This window comes from Winogradskya humida, from assembly GCF_016862215.1.
Lineage (GTDB): Bacteria > Actinomycetota > Actinomycetes > Mycobacteriales > Micromonosporaceae > Actinoplanes > Actinoplanes humidus.
In genome coordinates this window covers 78,001-96,022 of record NZ_BOMN01000017.1, presented here as the reverse complement: position 1 = coordinate 96,022, position 18,022 = coordinate 78,001, and the positions used below count along the sequence as shown (strand labels likewise).

General features: G+C 71.0%; 13 protein-coding genes. 1 reads left to right on the top strand and 12 read right to left on the bottom strand.

Annotated elements, in window-relative coordinates; genetic code table 11:
• The 9 genes from Ahu01nite_RS07065 to Ahu01nite_RS07025 all read right to left on the bottom strand — a co-directional run.
• A partial coding sequence (locus tag Ahu01nite_RS07065) for an MFS transporter (RefSeq protein ID WP_203835590.1) occupies positions 1 to 1,355 on the bottom strand: 1,355 nt, incomplete at its 3' end.
• A complete protein-coding gene (locus Ahu01nite_RS07060; protein WP_203835589.1) occupies positions 1,352 to 1,918 on the bottom strand; it encodes an ArsR/SmtB family transcription factor in 567 nt (188 codons plus the stop codon). The genes Ahu01nite_RS07065 and Ahu01nite_RS07060, both read right to left, overlap by 4 nt.
• 87 nt (positions 1,919 to 2,005) lie before the next feature.
• Positions 2,006 to 3,376 carry a glycoside hydrolase family 43 protein gene (locus Ahu01nite_RS07055; RefSeq protein WP_239158683.1) on the bottom strand — a complete coding sequence of 457 codons (1,371 nt, stop codon included), beginning with the start codon at positions 3,374 to 3,376 and terminating at the stop codon, positions 2,006 to 2,008.
• Positions 3,373 to 4,248 carry a family 43 glycosylhydrolase gene (locus tag Ahu01nite_RS07050; RefSeq protein ID WP_203835588.1) on the bottom strand — a complete coding sequence of 292 codons (876 nt, stop codon included), beginning with the start codon at positions 4,246 to 4,248 and terminating at the stop codon, positions 3,373 to 3,375. The genes Ahu01nite_RS07055 and Ahu01nite_RS07050 overlap by 4 nt, the downstream gene beginning before the upstream one ends.
• 150 nt (positions 4,249 to 4,398) lie before the next feature.
• On the bottom strand, positions 4,399 to 7,227 hold the full coding sequence (locus Ahu01nite_RS07045; RefSeq protein WP_203835587.1) for a tetratricopeptide repeat protein: 2,829 nt from the start codon (positions 7,225 to 7,227) through the stop codon (positions 4,399 to 4,401).
• Positions 7,228 to 7,611: 384 nt separating this feature from the next.
• On the bottom strand, positions 7,612 to 8,556 hold the full coding sequence (locus Ahu01nite_RS07040) for an aminoglycoside phosphotransferase family protein (protein ID WP_239158682.1): 945 nt from the start codon (positions 8,554 to 8,556) through the stop codon (positions 7,612 to 7,614).
• Positions 8,550 to 9,983, bottom strand: coding sequence for an SDR family NAD(P)-dependent oxidoreductase (locus tag Ahu01nite_RS07035; protein ID WP_203835598.1), 1,434 nt, complete (start codon positions 9,981 to 9,983; stop codon positions 8,550 to 8,552). Before Ahu01nite_RS07035 ends, Ahu01nite_RS07040 begins: the two co-directional genes overlap by 7 nt.
• A 310-nt stretch (positions 9,984 to 10,293) precedes the next feature.
• A complete protein-coding gene (locus tag Ahu01nite_RS07030; protein WP_203835586.1) occupies positions 10,294 to 13,269 on the bottom strand; it encodes an MMPL family transporter in 2,976 nt (991 codons plus the stop codon).
• Between the two features lie 34 nt (positions 13,270 to 13,303).
• Positions 13,304 to 14,254 (bottom strand): hypothetical protein, encoded by a 951-nt coding sequence (locus Ahu01nite_RS07025; protein WP_203835585.1) that lies wholly within the window; start codon positions 14,252 to 14,254, stop codon positions 13,304 to 13,306.
• 197 nt (positions 14,255 to 14,451) lie between these two features.
• Between Ahu01nite_RS07025 and Ahu01nite_RS07020 the strand changes: the two genes are divergently transcribed.
• Entirely contained in the window at positions 14,452 to 15,093 is a 642-nt protein-coding gene (locus Ahu01nite_RS07020; protein ID WP_203835584.1) for an FKBP-type peptidyl-prolyl cis-trans isomerase, read from the top strand.
• A 4-nt stretch (positions 15,094 to 15,097) separates the two neighbouring features.
• On the opposite strand, the gene Ahu01nite_RS07015 is transcribed toward Ahu01nite_RS07020, so the two are convergent.
• The 3 genes from Ahu01nite_RS07015 to Ahu01nite_RS07005 all read right to left on the bottom strand — a co-directional run bounded on the left by Ahu01nite_RS07015 (position 15,098) and on the right by Ahu01nite_RS07005 (position 18,003).
• A complete protein-coding gene (locus Ahu01nite_RS07015) occupies positions 15,098 to 15,883 on the bottom strand; it encodes a YaaA family protein (RefSeq protein ID WP_203835583.1) in 786 nt (261 codons plus the stop codon).
• A gap of 79 nt (positions 15,884 to 15,962) precedes the next feature.
• A complete protein-coding gene (locus Ahu01nite_RS07010) occupies positions 15,963 to 16,295 on the bottom strand; it encodes an STAS domain-containing protein (protein WP_203835582.1) in 333 nt (110 codons plus the stop codon).
• A gap of 40 nt (positions 16,296 to 16,335) precedes the next feature.
• A complete protein-coding gene (locus tag Ahu01nite_RS07005; protein ID WP_239158681.1) occupies positions 16,336 to 18,003 on the bottom strand; it encodes a copper resistance CopC/CopD family protein in 1,668 nt (555 codons plus the stop codon).
• Positions 18,004 to 18,022 lie beyond the last annotated feature (19 nt).

The following is an 18,022-nucleotide window of genomic DNA, read 5'->3' as shown; positions in this document are numbered from 1 at the left end:
TGGGCGGTGGATGTGGTGACGGTGGGGGTGGCTTCGGTGCGGGTGTCGGTGCGGAGGGCGGCGGTGATGGTGGCGCTGCCGAGGGTTGCCAGGGTGGCGATGGCGGCGAAGACGGGGCGGGTGCCGGTGAGTTGCAGGGCGGGGCCTGCCGCTGTGTAGCCGACGAACGCGGCGAGGTTCTCCGTCGTGGCGACGGCCGTCATGGCGTGCGGTCGCAGTGGGGGCGGGGTGCGCAGGGTGACCCGGGTGTTGAACGTCGCGCCGAGGACGGGGATGGCCAGGCCGGTCAGGAACAGGGCGGTTGCGAGCAGGAGGGTGTTGCCGGTGAGCAGGAGCCACAACGGGGCGCACAGCAGCAGCGCGGCGCCGGTGAGGGCCTTGGTGCGCATCCGGGTGAGTGCGGTGACCGCTATCAGGCTGCCGGTGGCGAGGCCGGCGCCGTTGGCCGCGGTGAGCAGGCCGAGGGTGCGGGGATCGCCGCCGAGGTCGTGCAGGACCAGGACCGGCAGGCAGATGAAGATGGCCGGGATGGAGAGCGACACGAGGGTGAGGGAGAGGACGAAGAGCCGCAGGGACGGGTGCGCTGTCACGTGTTTCAGCCCGGCCAGCACCGATGTCGTCGGCGCTTGCACGGGTGGGGTGGTGCTGCCGGGCGGGCGGACGAACAGCAGCACGATGACGAAGGAGACGAGGTAGGTGGCAGCGTCGATCCAGAGGACCTGGGCCGCGCCGAGCAGGGCGATCAGCAGGCCGCCTAGAGCGGTACCCGCCAGGGCGGCGATTCTGGTCGCGGCGTCGACGACGCTGTTGGCGCGGGCGAGCAGGGCCTCGTCGGTGCCTGCGGTGCCTGCGGTGCCTGCGGTGCCTGCGGTGCCTGCGGCGTCTGCGGCGTCTGCGGCGTCTGCGGCGCCTGGGGTGCTTGCGGTGCTTGCGGTGCTTGCGGCGTCTGCGGTGCTTGCGGTGTCTGCGGTGCCGAGCAGTTCGGGCAGGATGAGCCGCTGCGAGGAGACGTAGGCCGTGGTGAAGGCGCCCAGTCCGAAGGAGACCGCGAGCAGGGCCGGGAGGGTCAGCCAGCCGATCAGGTGCAGCAACGGGACCAGGGCCATCAGCGGGGCGCGGGCCGCGTCGCAGATCAGCATGGTGCGCCGTACGCCGAGGCGGGCGACGACTTTGCCGCTGGGGAGGCCGAGCAGGGCGACGCCGAGGAATTCGACGGTGAGGACGAGGCTCATCCGCACGGGGGAGCCGGTCGTCACGAGGACGAACCAGGGCAGGGCCAGCAGGGTGAGCCAGGAGCCGAAGGTGGAGATGAGTTTGGCGGTGAAGAGGGCGAGGAGTCCGGGCGTACGCATCATGAGGGTTGGTCTTCGGGGACCGGGACGGCGTACCCGAAGAAGGCGACCTGGCGGGCGGTCTCCTGGCGTGGGCGGCCGGGGTCTGTGTAGGACTGGATGACCGCCTTGATGCGGTCGGTGGCCTCGACCAGCTCGGCGGGGGTGAGGTAGCCGATGTCCTCGCCGACCCAGGCTGCTTCCTGCCAGTCGGGGGCGAAGGTGGCCTCATGTCGCTGGTAGGCCTCGAGGACGGCGAGGCGGTGGGCTACGAACTGTTCTCGCAGGGCGCGGGAGGCGGCGGCGAACTCGGGGGAGCCGTCGCCGGTTGCCGACCAGGTGATGCCGCGGCTGGTGGCCCGCCATGGGCGTTCGCGGCCGTGAGCGAGGTCGGGGGCGGGTTCGACGAGGCCCCATTTTGCGAGTTGGGCGACGTGGTAACTGACCGAGGCGGTGGATTCGCCGGTGCGGCCGGCCAGGGCCCGCCCGGAGGCGGGCCCGTCGACCGTCAGCAGTTCCAGGAGTTTGAGGCGGATCGGGTGGGCGAGCGCGCGCAGCGCCTGAGGGTCGGTGATCTCTCTCCGCATCTAGCCAAGATAGCTTGGCCAAGAAGTCTTGGCTAGAATGTCAGAGGCGTCGCCAGAAGTCGGGCGTCGCCAGAAGTCGGGTGGGCGTCAGTAGCCGATCTGGAACGTCGCGTCCTGCTTGTCGGTGGTGGCGGAGCTGCTCGTGATCGGGTCGATGCGCAGGACGTAGTTGGAGTGCCGCAGGTAGCGCTCCGGGTAGTTGTAGGAGCGGAAGGAGGTCCAGGTCGAGTCCGCGAAGCCGGCGCTCCGGTAGAACGTGGCGTCGGCGTTGAAGGTGCTGGTGCCGTCGTTGGCGTTGAGGACCATCGCGTACGCGGAGTGGCGCAGATACATCGTCGGGAAGTTGACCGATCGGAAGGAGACCCCCGCCGCATCCGCCAGGCCTGGAACCAGCGTCCATTGTTGATCCTGGTACGGGTCGAACGGGTAGGTGTCGATGCGCCCGAGGTTGCTCGCGTGCCGGATGTAGCGGTCCGGGAAGTTGTAGGACTTGACCCTGTTCCAGGCCGGGGTGCCCCAGGTGCTGGTCAGGCCGGAGAGCTCGGTGGCGGTGATCGGCGTGATGCCCAGGTGCTTGGAGTTCAGCGGCTGCGTGTACGACCGGTCGTTGAGCAGCGTCCACGACCCGGTGGCGACGTCGCTGGTCTGCCAGCAGAAGAACCGGCCGTTGGGGCTCCACGTGTCGCCCCACATGTACCAGGTGTTGGCGGTGTTCGACTTCACGATCTGGGGTGCCTCGACACCGCGGCCCGGGGTGATCGCCGAGGTGTAGACGCTGAAGGAGCCTGGGTTCAGGCTGCTGGAGCGCGTACCCAGAAGAGTGCTGTTGGTGTTGTTCTTGTAATACATGTAGTTGACGCCACTGACCGTGACGAAGGTGCCGTCGATCGCGTCGTAGCCCGGATCGTAGAAGGTCTGCGGGGCCGCGGCGGTGACGAAATCGCTGGTGTAGTTGCTCAGCAGGACGTTGTGGCCGCCGACGACGGCGGAATATACGACCGCGTACTGGCCACGGGAAGCGTCCCAGTAGGCCTCGGGTGCCCAGGCGTGCGTGGCCAGCGAGTGCACCTTGAGAAGTCGGTAGTTGTGGAAGGACCGCAGGTCCGTGGAGTCCCAGACGTGCAGGTACTGGCTCTGGTAGGACCAGTCCGTGCCGTTGAGGTCGGTGGCCAGCACCACGAAGGTGCCGTCCTGCTTGCGCAGGATGAAGGGGTCACGCAACCCGAGACTGCCCTGGGTCGGGGTGGCGACCGGCTTGTTCTGGTTCAGCGGGGTCCATTTCAGGCCGTCGGAGCTCACTGCCAGGTGCAGGCCGTAGTTCGCGGCACTCATGGTGGGTGATTCGGTGAAATAGGCCATCACGTACGCCGTGAAGGTCGCGGCCTGCGCCGCTCCTGGGCCTACGAGAGCTCCGGCGGCCGCCCCGCCGGCCAGTGTCAGGAATCCACGGCGCCTCACTTCGCCACCGCCGTGCCGTGGCGGCAGCCGGAGCAGGTGACCGCGCTCAGGCCGGTCCACGTGTTCAGGTCGGTGCTCGTCGCCGTCCAGACACCGCCGTTGGTGTACTTGTCGACGTAGATGCGCCAACTGCCGTCGTCGAGGCGCACCAGGGAGGGGCCCTCGTATCCGGACGCCCAGAGGGTGCCCTTGTTGACCCAGCCCTCGGTGAGGTTGGCGGTCGTGGTCCAGTGCTCGATGTATTTCGTGGTCTCGTTCTTGGTGAACGCGTGCCACGTGCTGCCGGACTTCACGACGAACGTGTCGATGTGGTTGGTGCCGAGGCCCCACATCTGCGCGGGGCCGCTCCACGAGGTCAGCGCGGTGTTCTGCGCGGTGTAGACGTAGGGCCGGAAGCAGGCCGTGCAGGTCGTAGCGCCGACGCTGGCGATGATCTTCACGCCGCCGTCGCCGACGTAGAACTCGGGGGCCCAGGTGTACTGCGTGTTCGCGATGCCCGAGTTGATGGTCGCGATATTGGTCCACGTGCTGAGGTTCGTGCTGGAGGCGATGGCGAAGTACGTCGAGTTCGTCGTCCAGGACTGCACGGTGTAGGCCGCGTAGTACTTGCCGTTGTACTTCAGGATGCTCGGGTCGCGCAGTACGCCGGTCGGACCGCGGAAATTGGTGTCCACGAGGGTGCTGTAACTCGTGCCACCGTTCGTCGACTGGTAGATCCACAGTTCCTCGTCGGCGGCCGCGTCACCCTTGAACGTCGCGTAGACGAGGGTGGTCGCGGCCGATGCCGGCAGGGGCCCGGCGAAGCCGCCCGCGAGCACGGCGAACAGGCTGGTCAGGGCCATGATCCAGCGCGACCTTCGTGATCCGGGCATGGTGCCTCCGTATTCCTGAGTATTGATTGACGACTATGTGATCGTTAACATCAAAACCAGTCGAGAAGCGCCGATCGGGGGTTGCGGCGAAGTTTCTGAATGATTGCGCTAACATTGCAGCCTGTCAATGCCAAGCGGGCGAGGGGATACTCAGGGGGTGGGCCCGCCGAGCTCCCGGACGGCCCGTCGTAGCTTGACGGCCATCCCGCCGTCAGGGCCGACCCGCTCCTCGGCGGCGCGCAGTGCCTCGTGAAAGTGCGTGATCGCTTCGGCACGGCGCCCGGAGAGCCGGCAGGTCTCGGCGAGCTCGATGCAGGACATCTGGGTGTCGAAGTGGTACGGCCCCAGCCGGGCCCGGAGGTCGTCGTGCGCTCTGACCAGAAGCGGGACCGCGTCGTCGTACCGCCCGGCGATCCGGTGGACGGCCGCCAGGGAGCGCCGGGTCCGCGACAGCTCCGGGTGCCCGGCGTCGAGACGGCGCTCCTGATCCGCAAGAAGCTCCGTGAGCATCGCCCGCGAGGTTTCCGGCCGGCCCGCGCTGTGGTAGGCACACGCCAGCCGGGATCGAACGTCGAACATGTAGGGGCTGTCGTTCTCCAGGACCCGCACGGAGTCCGACAGGGCCCGGTCGAGCAGGGGCGTTGCCCGGTCGGGTGCGTTCACCTGGAGGTAACCCTCGGCGAGGGCCAGGCGTGCCCGCAACGTATGCGAGTGGTCGGCGCCGGAGGTCGTCTCGCGGGCGGCCAGCGCACGTTCCAGCAACGGGACGGCCTTCTCCGGCAGGTCCATGCCCTGGTAGGCCGCGGCGAGCTGCGAGCAGGACGTCGCGACGTCGGGGTGGGCGGGGCCGTACCGCTGCTCGAACGCGTCGGGCAGCCGTTCCAGCGCGTCGACGGCCTCGGCGAGCCGTCCCGTTCTCAGCAGCGCTTTCCCCAGGCCGTGGCGGGCACCGAGGGTCTGGGGGTGCTCCGGGCCACGCGTCCGCTCCAGAGCCTGCACCGTCAGGGTGAAGGCCGCGAGCGCTTCCCGGGTGTGCCCGGCCACCAGCAGCTCGTGGGCGAGGAACAGCCGGGAACGCAGCGTGAGGGGGTGGTCGGGGCCGTTGGTCTTCTCGCGGCCGGCGTACACCTGCTGCAGCAGATCCAGCGCCTCGTCCGGCCGATCGGCGCCCGCGTAGGCGGTGGCGAGCACCTGGAGGGTCGTCAGCGAATCATTGTCCTCCCCGTCCGGGTCCCGGGTGCGTTCAGCCGCGGCGGTCCGCTCGAGCAGAGGGATGGCCTGCTCGAACCGGTGCAGCTCGAAGTAGGCGTACCCGAGATTGTGGCGGCAGGTGAGCGTGGCGGGGTGATCGGCACCGAGCAGATCCTCGAGGTCCGCGGCGAGGGACTCACCGACGGCCACCGCCGAGGTCGTGTTGAACACCTCGACGCTCTGGAACAGCAGTTCCAGTCGCAGTCCGAGCAGTGACTTGCGGGTCTCGGCACCGGCCGCGGCGGCATGGGACCAGAGCGCCTCGGCGTGCGTCGCCAGCTCGGCGATCTCCACGCGGTGCTCCCACTTCGCGCCGCAGGAGCCGGCGGCGGAGTGGAGCATGCGCAGGGCGCGGCGTACTGCCACATCCCGCCGGTCTGCGGAGATCTGGTCGTCGCGGAGGATGCGCTGCAGCAGGCGGTGCATCGTGACCTGGCGGCCGGTGACGGTCAGCGTCACCTGGGAGCGCTCGGCCAGCCTCGCGAGGCAGGCGTCCAGCCCGGACGCCTGCTCGCCGCCCATCAGGCCGGCGGCGAGCAGGGAGCGGTTCACGCCGATCGGATCGAGGACGGCGAGCACGTCCAGGACCCGGCCCGCAAGCCCGGTGTGGTCCTCGCCGGTCGCATCGGCGAGGGTCAGCATGACGGCTGCCGTGGTGCCATGGTGGTAGCGGTCGCCGGGTCTGCGGGTCAGCAGCTCCGCGACCGGCACGTCACGGAGGCGGTCGAGGTAGACCGCGAACTCGCGATGTGTACGGGTCGCGCCGATCACCGATCCCGCCTGGTCCAGTGCCAGGGGCAGGTTCGCCAGCTCGCGGGCGAGCTCGCGGGCACCCGTGTCGTCTGCCAGGCCGGTGCGCCGCCGGAGGAACGCCATGGCCTCCGCGTCGGTGAACACGGGCACCGTGACCAGAGGGCCCAGGGTGTGGAAGGCCGCGTCGACCGTGGTGACAACGGTCTGCACCGTGCCGACCGACGGGATCCAGCGGGCGACCAGATCGGCGTCCGTGACGTTGTCGTAGACCAGCAGGCACTGTCCCTGATGGTTGGTGAGCCAGTGCACGGCCTGCCGCGCCGCCGTCATCGTGTTGGTGCCGGGCCGGGCGGCGCCGACCACGTGTGCCAGCCGGGCCAGGCCTTCGGCGATCTTCTGCTCGTCCTCGGCGACGACCCAGGCCACCACCGGCCAGCCCCGGTCCAGGCAGTGGCGGGCGTAGGCGGCGGCGAGCTGGGTCTTGCCCACACCACGCTGGCCCGCCAGTGCGCAGACGACCGCGGTGCGCCCGGTGCCGACCAGGGCGGCCAGCTCCGTCAGCAGGGCGTCCCGGTCCTGCCACGCGACCGCGGCCAGGGGTATCTCACCGACCGCGACCTGGTCCACCGCGGCCGGCGCGATGATCGTCAGGGCGCGGTCGCCGGTCTTCTCGGCGACGGGTGGCGGGAAGACGCGTTCGTAGGCGCTGAGCCATGGCGGGAGCTGCCGGCGGGACAGCCGGCATCCGAGCAGGAAGCCCGCCAGGGAGGACCACCGGGGTCTGCCCGAACCCGCGGTCACCAGATTCTGTACGGTGCCCGGGCTGATCCCGCCCCGCTTGGCGATCGCCTGCACCGAGTAGTCGCTCTCGCTCTTCAGCCTTCTGAGCAGCTCTGTGAGCCCGGTGGCCGTGTCGACAGTGGCCAACAGCGGCTCCCAGCGGTCCCGCGGGGACAGTCCACCGTGCCCGTCCACGTCGCCACCCTCCCGCGATCGACGATCGTCGTCACCCCGATGCCCGGGGAATCAGCGTAAACCGGCCCGGCCATCAACCCGTGTCAACACGTATCAATGCGTACCGGTGCGGGTTCCGGCTGAACGGGGGAACGGCTTGGCTGGCGGCAGGTCATCCACCGGCGGAAAGGTGCAGATCCATGATCACGACACGGGAGGCGCGGCGACGGCTGACGGCGACGCTGGTGATCGGTACGGTCACCGCGCTGGGCGCCGGTCTGCTCGCCTGGTTCGGTTCGCCCCGCCTGACCGGGGCCGCTCTTGCCGGCGCCGCAGCGTTCGGCGGCGCATCCGCCCTGGCAGCCCGGATCCTCGCCGTCATGGGGCCGCCTGAGGAGCCGGGGTTCAGTAGAGGCCGGCGAGGAGGGCCGCGGTGGCGAGGTCCGCGGCACCTTCGGCCTCGCGGTCGTGGTGGGTGCGCCAGAGGGCCGATTCCACCTTGCGGGCGACCGCCCAGGCCGCGATGCGGGAGCGGTCCAGGTCCAGTTCGGCCGCGAGCAGGGCGATCCGGTCGCGCAGGGTGCCTGCCGGGTCTGCGGTGGCGTACGGGTCGGCGATCTGGTTGAGCAGGGGTGCCACGTCGTAGGCGGGGTCGCCGATCAACGGCTTGGGATCTATCGCCACCCAGCCGTCGCCCGACGACAGGATGTTGCCGGGGTTGAAGTCGCCGTGCAGGACCACTTCGCGAGGTGCCGAGGCGGGCAGGTCGTGCAGGAGACGGGCGCCCTCCGCGACCAGGCCCGGATCGTACGCCGGCCGGAGCCGGGTCATCCGCTCCGTGACCAGGTCGCCCCAGTCTCCGGCGACGTCCACGAGCGACTCGATCGTTGCCGGGTCGGCGGGGAGGGCCGCGCGGTTCTCGGGGACGCCCGCCGACCAGAGTTTGCGCAGGACGCCCGCGCCGATGCGCAACGCGTCGGCCGGCGCCATGATCCGGGCACCGAGCTGCTCGCCGGGCAGGCACTGCTCGAGGACCAGGGCGTGGCGTGCCGGGTCGTGACGGAAGAGGCGGACGGCGCCGTGGCCGTCCCAGAGGCGTAGCGCGGCGGGCTCCGCGTACATCTCGCGGTGGGGCCAGCCGATCTTCAGGATGACCGCGGTGCCGTCGGCGAGGGTGGCGGGCGCGACCCAGCTGCACGAGCCGCCGCGCAGGGGCGGGCCCAGGACCAGGCCGAAGGCGTCGGAGACCTCGTCGATCAGCTGCGGCAGGGCGGCGAGCCAGCGCCTGCCGTCACGGGTACGCGACAACTCCCGCACGACGGGGAGATCGCCCGGAACGGCGCTCACCATGCGACGGGGGCGTAGTCCTTGAGGAAACAGCCGTACAGATCCTCGCCCGCCTCGCCACGCACGATCGGGTCGTACACCCGGGCGGCGCCGTCGACCAGGTCGAGCGGAGCGTGGAAACCCTCGTCGGCCAGGCGCATCTTCGTCGGGTGCGGGCGCTCGTCGGTGATCCAGCCGGTGTCCACGCTGGTCATCAGGATGCCGTCGGTGAACATGTCGTCGGCGCTGGTGCGGGTCAGCATGTTCAGCGACGCCTTGGCCATGTTGGTGTGCGGATGCCCGGCACCCTTGTAGCCGCGGTTGAAGATGCCCTCCATCGCGGACACGTTGACCACGTAGCGGCGGGGGAAACTCGACTTCGTCATCGCCTCGCGCAGCCGGCTGACCAGGATGAACGGCGCGGTGACGTTGCAGAGCTGCACCTCGAGCAGCTCGAGCGCGCCGACCTCGTGGACCTTGTCGCTCCAGCTGTTGGTCGCAGCGAGGTCGGGCACCAGGCCACCGGCGTCGATCGCGGTCAGCGCCGCCACCCGCTCGGCGGTCGCCGAACCACCGGTCAGGGCGAGCGCGGTCAACGCGTGCGGCGCGAACGTCGCGGTGGAAGCAGGCCCGCCGAGCATGCCGGGATGCTCGGCGTCGGTGCCGGTCAGCGACAACGGGTGCGCGTCCGCCGAATGGCCGCCACCGAGGTATTCGAGGTCCGGCAGCGGGCCCTCCGGCAGCGGCGCCGACTCTGCTGCGGCGATCGCGGCGTAGGAGCCGGAGGAGCGGCGTACGGTCTGGGCCGCGTTGTTGATCAGGATGTCGAGCGGCCCCCGGGCGGCGACCGAATCGGCGAGCGCGACCACCTGGGCGGGGTCACGCAGGTCGAGGCCGATCACCCGCAGCCGGTGCAGCCAGTCCGCGCTGTCGGGCATGGCCGAGAAGCGGCGCACCGCGTCATGCGGGAACCGCGTGGTGATGGTGGTGTGCGCACCGTCGCGCAGCAGTCGCAGCGCGATGTACATGCCGATCTTGGCCCGGCCGCCGGTCAGCAGCGCGCTGCGGCCGGTCAGGTCGGTGCGGGCGTCCCTGCGGGCCCTGTTTTTCGCCGCGCAGGCCGGGCAGAGCTGGTGATAGAACCTGTCGACCTCGACGTAGCGCTGCTTGCAGATGTAGCAACCCCGCGGCTGGCGCAGCACGCCAGCGCTCTGTCCCTCGGTGGCGGTGGCCAGCGGCAACCCGGCGGTCTCGTCGTCGATCCGCGACGGCGCCCCGGTCGCGGTCGCCGCGGTGACGGCGTTGTCATGCGCGAGAATCGCGTCGCGGCGCTCCCGGCGGCGTTGCAGCTTCGTCGTTTTGAACAGCGCGGCCGTGGCTCGGCGGACGGCGATGGCGTCGGGGTGCTCCGGCTCCAGCGCCTCGGCCTCGGCGATCACCGCGATGCACATCGCGAGCCGCTCCGGATCGATACCCGGGGCCGACTCCGGATCGATGCCCGGGTCCGATTGCGGGTCCGCGCCCGCGAGCGACTGCGGGTCTGTGCGCGGGGGCGACTGCGGGTCCGCCGGCTGGGGGCCTGGGTGCGGTGGCGCTGACACCTGTGGTGCTGCGGCGGTCTCGTCAGCTGTCGCGGTCATCCCAGTCCCGTTTCGGTAGAAGCGGCACACGCCGCCCGGCGGGCCACGATAACCGTTCCGGGTGCCGGGGTGCCAATGGGAGCGCTCCTGGCACCGCGCGGCGGGGTGGGTCTGCCGGCTCTCAGGATGCCGGATCGGGGCGGGGACCGGGGCCGGCCATGCCGGGGAGGCGGAAAACGACGGAGCTGTCGGTTTCGTCACCCCTGATCCGGCCGAGTTCGCGGGTCGTGTCGTTGCCGGGCGGGACCGCGGTGTCAGGGCCGGGCGGGAGCGCCCAGCGGGCCGGGGGCGCGTCGAGCTGGCGAGGGCCGTCGGGGGGCTGCTGATCGAGTACGACCCGGGGGGTGCGGGGCTGCGGCGCGGACCCCGCGAACGGCATCTGAGGCATGGGAGCGGATCCGGCGCTGGGCAGATCAGATCCTGCGCGGGGCAGCCCTGAGCCAGCGCTCGGCAGCCCGGAGCGAGGGGTTGACGGCCCGGAGCCAGCGCTCGGCAGCCCGGAGCCAGGGGCTGACGGCCCGGAGCCAGGGGTTGACGGCCCGTTCCCAGCGCACGGCAGACCGGAGCCGGCGCCGGGTAGGCCGGTGTTTGCGGTGGGGAGGCCGGATGCCCGGTGCGGGAAGTCGGGTGTGGGAGCGAAGCCGATGGCGGGCAGGCCGGAGGTGGGGTGGGGAAAGCCGGGTGAGGGGGCGGAGCCGGCGATGGGCAGGCCGCTGGACGGGCCGGTCGGGTGGGGTGAGTAGTCCCAGCTGGGCCGGGCGGGCAGGGGGGTGGCGGGCTGGAAGGAGGGGGTCAGGCCCGCGGTCGCTGATGTGGGGGCGGCGTGACGCCCGCCGGAGAGAGCCGGCGTGGCGTGAGCGGGCCCGCCGGAAACGGCAGGCGCCGCGGAGACAGCAGGCCCAGCCGAAACGGCGGGCGCGGAAAGGACAGGCCCGGCCGAAACAGCGGGTGTGGAACGGCCGGGTGTGGAGGGGCCGGGCGTGGAAAGACCGGGTGCCGAATTGGGGAGGTCGGTTTCGGCTAGGCCGGCGCGTTGCTGGAGGCGTTTGAGGGGGCCGGGGGCCCACCAGGCGGCGTCGCCCATGAGCTTCAGGACGGCGGGGACGAGGAGCATGCGGACGACCGTGGCGTCGAGGAAGAGGGCGGTGATCATGCCGATGCCGACGAAGCGCATGGTGGTGACGGAGCTGAGGGCGAAGGCTCCGGTGACCACGATGAGGAGGAGGGCTGCTGCGCTGATCACCCGGCCGGTGCGGGAGAGGCCGGTGGTGATGGCTTCGGCGGTGGTGGCGCCGTGGGTGCGGGCTTCGACCATGCGGGAGAGCAGGAAGACCTCGTAGTCGGTGGAGAGGCCGAAGACGACGGCGGCCATCAGGACGACGATTCCGGCTTCCAGGGGGGCCGGGGTGACCTTCAGGAGGCCGGCGCCGTGGCCGTCCTGGAAGATCCAGACGAGGATGCCGAAGGTGGCGCTGAGGCTGAGGGCGCTCATCAGGACGGCTTTGATCGGGAGCAGGACCGAGCCGAAGGCCAGGAACATCAGGATCAGGGTGGCGCCGGCGAGCAGGGCGACCATCAGGGGGAGCCGGTCGCCGATGGCGGTGAGGCTGTCGATGTTGCGGGCGGTGGTGCCGCCGACCAGGAGTTCGGCGTCGAGGGGCGGGCGCAGGTCGCGGATGGCGTGGACGGCGTCGCGGGCGGTGTCGCTGAACGGGTCCGTGGCGGTGAGGGTGGCTGTCCAGGTGACCACCGCGCCGCCGGTGCCGGCGGGGGTGACCGCGGTGACGCCGGGGACCTTGGCGATGCGGGCCTCGAAGGCTGCCGCTCCCGAGGTGCTGGGGGCCGCGCCGTGCTCACCGTGCAGGACGACGAGGACCCCGGAGCTGCTCAGGGCCGGGAAATCCGTCTTCAGGGTCTCGATCGCCTGGCGGGCCGGGTCGCCGGCGGGCAGGACGCGTTCGTCGTTCTCGCCGAAGTGGACGCCGCGGACGGGGGCGGCGAGGACGAGCAGGCCCGCGAGGATCGGCAGGGCGATCAGGACCGGGCGGCGCAGGACCACGCCGGCGAGTTTCGCCCACATGGAGGAGCGGTTACGGCGCGGCAGGCGTACCGGCAGCTTGTTGATTCTGGGGCCGAGGACGGCCAGGAGGGCGGGCAGCAGGGTGAGGGACAGCAGAGCTGCGAGGGCGACGGCGGCGAGGCCACCGTAGGCGAGGGACTTGAGAAAGCCCTGGGGGAAGAGCAACAGGCCGGCGAGGGCGATCATCAGCAGCGAGGCCGAGAAGAGGACGGTACGCCCGGCGGTGGCGACCGTCCGGGAGACCGCCTCGGCGGGGGCGTGACCGGCTTCGAGCTCCTCGCGGAACCGGCCCACCATGAACAGGCCGTAGTCGATCGCCATGCCGAGGCCGAGCAGGCTGGCGACGTTCACGGCGAACGAGTTGACGTCGTGGTGGGCGGCGATCGCGTGCAGGACGCCGAGCGAGCCGAGGACCGCGCACCCGCCGACCAGGACCGGCAGGGACGCGGCGACCAGGGAGCCGAAGATGAACAGCAGCAGGACCAGCACGATCGGCAGGGAGATGGCTTCGGCGAAGGCCAGATCGTCGGTCGAGCGGGAGGCGGAGGCGTCCTGGAGGGGGGCGCCTCCGGCCAGTTGCAGGCTGGTGCCGGGCACTCCCAGAGAGTCCGAGATGTCGCGGTACGAGGACAGCTTCGCGCCGTCGTCCTCGCCGGCCAGGGTGATCACAGCGACGGCGCTGCGGCCGTCGGCGGACGCGTACTGCTTGTTGTGGCCCGGCCAGTAACCATCCGTCTGTGACACTGCCGAGCGCGGCAGGGAACCGAGTTTCGCCTCGATGCGCTTGCCCAGGGCGGCATCGTCGATCGTGCCCGTGAGCGGCCGGTAGACGGCGATCAGGTCGCCGCCGCGTGCGCCGAGCTCCTGCCGGACGGCGTCGGCCGCGCGGCTCGACTCGGCGCCCGGGTCGTTGTAGCCGCCCTCGGAGAGCTGGCCGAATACGCCGAGGCCCCACACCCCGGCCGCGGTGACCGCCACGATTGCGGTGGCCAGCACCGACCAGCGAAGCCTCGCCACCCAGGAACCCCAACCGGCGAACACCGTGCCCCCTTTACCTCAGCGTTGCCGCTTCCAGGGCCACGCCGCCGCAGTCGTCGTCGAACGACGCGTCTGTGATCCAGCTGAGGTTGATCTTGCCGTTCTTCGGCGCCTTGTAGGTGATCACGAACGCGGTGGTCGCCAGATTGTTGCTTTGCTCGGTGAAGGTGGACGTCGCGGAGGCGCCGCCGACCGAGAGCTTCGCGGTGAGTTTGCCGCGTGCGGCGCGGGCACCGGCGTAGATCTTCAGGGTCCGCGTCGACGTGGTCGCCGGGGCGGAGATCGTGAAGCCGTTGCCCTTGTCGCAGGTGCGGATGCCGGTCGGGGTGCCGTCGGAGTGGTCCACGGGGCTGCCGCCGGTCCAGCTGAAGCGTTGCGGGCTGAGCCCGTGCCGGAAGCGTGGCGCGGTGGGGGCGCCCTCGAGGATCTGGAAGGCGCCGTCGGACTTGCGTTCCAGCGAGAACGTGCTCTGCTCACCCCAGTGCACCCAGTCGCGGTTGCCCTCGGCGGTCAGGTCGACGATCTGCGGGATGCCGGTGCGGGCGATGCTGACCGAGCCGGGGAACTCGCTGGGCCGTTCCTTGCGCGACGGCTGCGTCGTGCGGCTGGGCGAAGGGGTGGCCGACACGGACGGTGACGGTGACGGTGACGGCGAGTCGCTGGCCAGCGGGATCGGGAACTGGTTGCCCGGCGTCGCCGGGAATTCGCCGAGCGCGGGGGGCTGCACGGGTGCCACGGCCGCCGGCTCGTCGTTGCGGATCGAGCGGCTCACGATGAAGCCGACGGCGACCACGACCAGCACCCCGGCGAGGATCACCGCGGCGGGCAGGAGCCACTCGGAGTGACGCTTGGACCGAGCCTCGAGCAACTCCGGGGGTACGGCATTACGGCGCCCGCCGGCCCGATAGTTGTATCCACCCCCGGGCTGTGGCTGGCGACCTGTCGTACGGCCGTCGTCCGGCAACCGAACCCTCCCGGTGAAAAAGCGCTACGCCGAGCGTTGCTGTTGGCTGGGCCGGTACACCGTCTCACCTTCCGTGAGTGATGCAATAGAGCGAAATGAGTAACCGCGGCGGTTCCGGCGGGGGTCTTGTCCGCAAGGCGAGTACCGTGTCCGAAGTTTCCGGGGTGTTCCGATCCGACAGGAGAATCCAGAACACAATGAGTGTCCAGGACAAGACCGCCAGCAAGCGTCGTGGCCAGGCGCTCACGGGCGCGCTCGCCGGAGTGGCCGTGATCGTGGTGCTGGTCGCCGTCTTCATCGGCATCCAGGTATCCGACGATGACAAGACGACGAGTGCGGCAGCTCCGGCCGCCTCCGCTCCCGCCGCCGAGGTTCCCAGCGAGGCGGCACCGCAGGCCAGCGAGCCCGCGCCGCAGGCTACTGAGCCCGCGCCGCAGGCCAGCGCCCCGCCGCAGACCGCAGTGGACCCCGCGCTGAAGGAGAAGCCCGTGGTCAAGGCGGGCACCGGTGGCCGGCTCACCAAGCTCGTCGTCACGCCGATCATCGTGGGCAAGGGCCCGGCCGTGGTCGCCGGGCAGACCATCCAGGCCAACTACATCGGGGTCACCTACGCCGACGGCAAGCAGTTCGACTCGTCCTGGGACCGCGGCGAGGCGGCCGTCTTCCCGGTCGGTGCCGGTCAGCTGATCAAGGGCTGGGACCAGGGCCTGGTCGGGGTGCCGGTGGGCAGCCGCGTGCAGCTCGACATTCCCGCCGAGCTCGGCTACGGCGAGAACCCGACCGGTGGCCAGCCGGCCGGTGACCTGCGCTTCGTCGTGGATGTTCTCGCAGCCCAGTAAGAATCTAGAGCTCGCGCACGATGACGTCAGCCTGACGGGGGCGGCCGGCCGCGACCGGCCGCTCCTCGACCGTCCACTTGAGGTCACGCAGGGCGACAATCAGCTCGTCGACCGTACGCGGAGTGACGCCGGCCTCCGCCAGAGCGCGTACCATCCGCCCCTTGGTGGCCTTGTTGAAGTGGCTGACCACCGATCGTTTCGGCACGCCGTCGACGATCCGCTCGTGCAGCACCCGCAGCGCCAGCGATGACGGGCCCGGTGTCCACATCGCGGCATATGCGCCGCTGCGCAGGTCAAGAACCAGGTCGTCCTGCGGCAGGGCGCGGGTCAGGCTGTTCTTCCAGTACGGCGTCAGCCCCCCGATCACCGGCAGCGCGACCCCGGCGGAGCACCGGTACGCGGGGATCCGGTCGGTCAGCCGCACAACACCCCACAGCCCCGAGAACACGACGGCCCGCTCGTCGACCCACCCCCGCGCGTCGTCGGGCAGCGTGGCGTGGTCGAGGGCCTCGTACAGCACCCCGGAGTAGACCTGAGCGGCCGGAGCGGCGGGTGCCGTGAGCAGCACCGCGTTGCGTTCCAGCTCGCCGCGCTGCCCGTCGCTGAGCCCGAGCGTGGCGAGGGACTCGGCGACCGCCCGCGCACTGGTTCGCTTACTGAGCGCGACGAGCCGGGTGAGCACCCGCTTGCGGGCGGTGGCGAGTTTCGGCAGCCAGAGGCCGGTGTGGTCGGCGGGTTCCCCGGCGGCGGGAGCGGTCTTGCCCTCGGAGGGTGGCAGCAGGATCAGCACGCGAAGACCTTGGAGGGTGGCAGCAGGATCAGCACGCGAAGACCTTGGTGGGTGGTAGCAGGATCGGCACGCGGAGACCCTACCCGGCGAGCGCGTCGGCCACCGTGGGGTAGATCGTGAACGCGATACCGAGGCCCACCGTGTCGAGCAGCGCCCGCAGCCAGCTGCCGGGGGAGGCGAGCCGGAACCAGCCGCCGGCGGCCTCGGCCCGTTTGTGGGCGACGATGAGCGAGCTGAGCCCGGTGGAGTCGCAGAAGTCGACGCCGGACAGGTCCACCACGACGCGGGGGACCGGCCGGTCGAGGATCTGGGCGAGGGTGGTGTCGAGGACGGTGGCGTTGCCGAGGTCGAGGTTGCCGCGCAGGGCGACGACCACCGAGTCGTCCGGGTTGCCGATGACAGAGACGTGCACTGGGGGCCTCCCGGTATGAGGAAGCCCTCTTCCTGCCCAGTCAGGGGCGTGATGGAACCTGCGGGACCGTGATCGTCGTACGGACGGTCGCCTGATCGATGTCGGTGGTCCGCACGGTGAACGTGATGTCGTACGTTCCGGGCAGCGGGAACGTCAGGGCGCCGACCGCGTCGTTACGCGGGGGCAGCGGCAGCATCGGCTCGGAGACGGGTTCGAGGTCCTGGTCACGCAGCCGGGTGGTGACGGTCCACTCCTCGGCGACCAGCGGCTTGCCCTCCGGGGTGTAGGTGAAGCCGTGCACGGTGTTGTTCTCGCCGAGCTCGACCGGGTAGACGTAGTACTGCAGGGTGAACAGGCCGGAGGTCAGGGTCGCCGACACACCCTTCTCGGTGGTCCGCGCGCTGTCGGCGGTGACGCTGCGCCCGGGCGTGGTCTGCACCAGCACCGAGCTGAGCCCGAGGACCACGACGGTTGCGGCGACCTCGATGCCGACCGAACGCCGCAGCCTGCCCGGGCCGGCCGTGACGACCTCGGAGCGCTGCACGAAGCGCCGGGCCAGGGCGGCCACCCCCAGGACAACGGCCAGGATCACGACCTTGCCGAGCAGAAGCTTCCCGTACGCCGTGGACCACAGCGCGCCCACCGACCCGACCTGCACGACCGCCTGCACCACGCCCGCGCCCACCAGCCAGACCACGGACAGCGCTGCCCACCGCGACCACGCCGGCAGGATCCGCCCCAGCACCCGCGGGTGCGCCTGACGCAGCAGGAACACCGACAGCGTCACCAGCCCGCCGAGCCAGACCCCCATGGCCGCCATGTGTACGACGTCCGCGGCGACGATCACCCCGGGCAGCGGTGACTCCCCGGCGTGCCCGGTCAGCGGCCACGTGGCGAGCCCGCCCAGCCCCAGCACCACCAGGGCGAGCGAACGCCACCGGGCGGAGTCCCCACGCAGCACCGGCGGTATCAGGACCGCGACCACGGCGAGCACGGCGAGACGAGCGAGCAGCGTCAACCCGTAAGCGCTGCCCAGCACGTCGGCGAGCTCGGGCACGGACACGTCCCACAGCGGCGCACCGCTGGCCGCCGGTGCCTGGGTCCAGAGCCCGCCGAGGGTCGCGACGCCGGTCAGGACGAGCCCGGCACGCGCGAGCAGGATCGGGCCGCGCCGGGACAGCCGCCGGGGCCACAGGAGCGCGAGGAGCAGCGCGGGGCCGATGATCAGCGACAGGCCCGCGTACCCGAGGAATTTGCCGGCGGGGACCGCGACCGCGACCGACGGATGGATCTTGGCAGGGTCGGCCTCGGCCGGCCGGGCGGACGGCGCGCCCACGGAGAACGTCATGGCCCCGCCGACCGGGTGGCTGTCGGCGGAGATGATCCGATAGCTGACGAGATACGTCCCGAGCGGCTGCCCGGCGTGCCGGACCTTGATCCGCAGCAGTGGGCCCTGCGCGGTGACCTCACCGGTGATCCGCTTGCCGTCCGGGGCGAGCACCTGGGTGCGGCCCTCGACCACGGAGATCGACTCGCTGAACCGCACCACGATCTCGGCGGGTGCCGTGCCGACGACGCTCCCCGGCTCCGGAACGGCGTTGAGCAGGGCGGCATGCGCGCTTGCGGGGGCAGCCGGCAGCACCAGCGCGGCGAGCGCGAGCACCACCAGCACCGAAAAACGGCTCCAAGCCGCACGGACGCGTGTCACAGCAGGTAGTTCGGATCTT

Excerpts from the sequence above, each read along its gene's own strand:
- Ahu01nite_RS07060 (WP_203835589.1), bottom strand. The coding sequence starts at position 1,918 with ATGCGGAGAGAGATCACCGACCCTCAGGCGCTGCGCGCGCTCGCCCAC.
- Ahu01nite_RS07050 (WP_203835588.1), bottom strand. The coding sequence starts at position 4,248 with ATGCCCGGATCACGAAGGTCGCGCTGGATCATGGCCCTGACCAGCCTG.
- Ahu01nite_RS07040 (WP_239158682.1), bottom strand. The coding sequence starts at position 8,556 with ATGGTGAGCGCCGTTCCGGGCGATCTCCCCGTCGTGCGGGAGTTGTCG.
- Ahu01nite_RS07035 (WP_203835598.1), bottom strand. The coding sequence starts at position 9,983 with ATGTGCATCGCGGTGATCGCCGAGGCCGAGGCGCTGGAGCCGGAGCAC.
- Ahu01nite_RS07020 (WP_203835584.1), top strand. The coding sequence starts at position 14,452 with ATGAGTGTCCAGGACAAGACCGCCAGCAAGCGTCGTGGCCAGGCGCTC.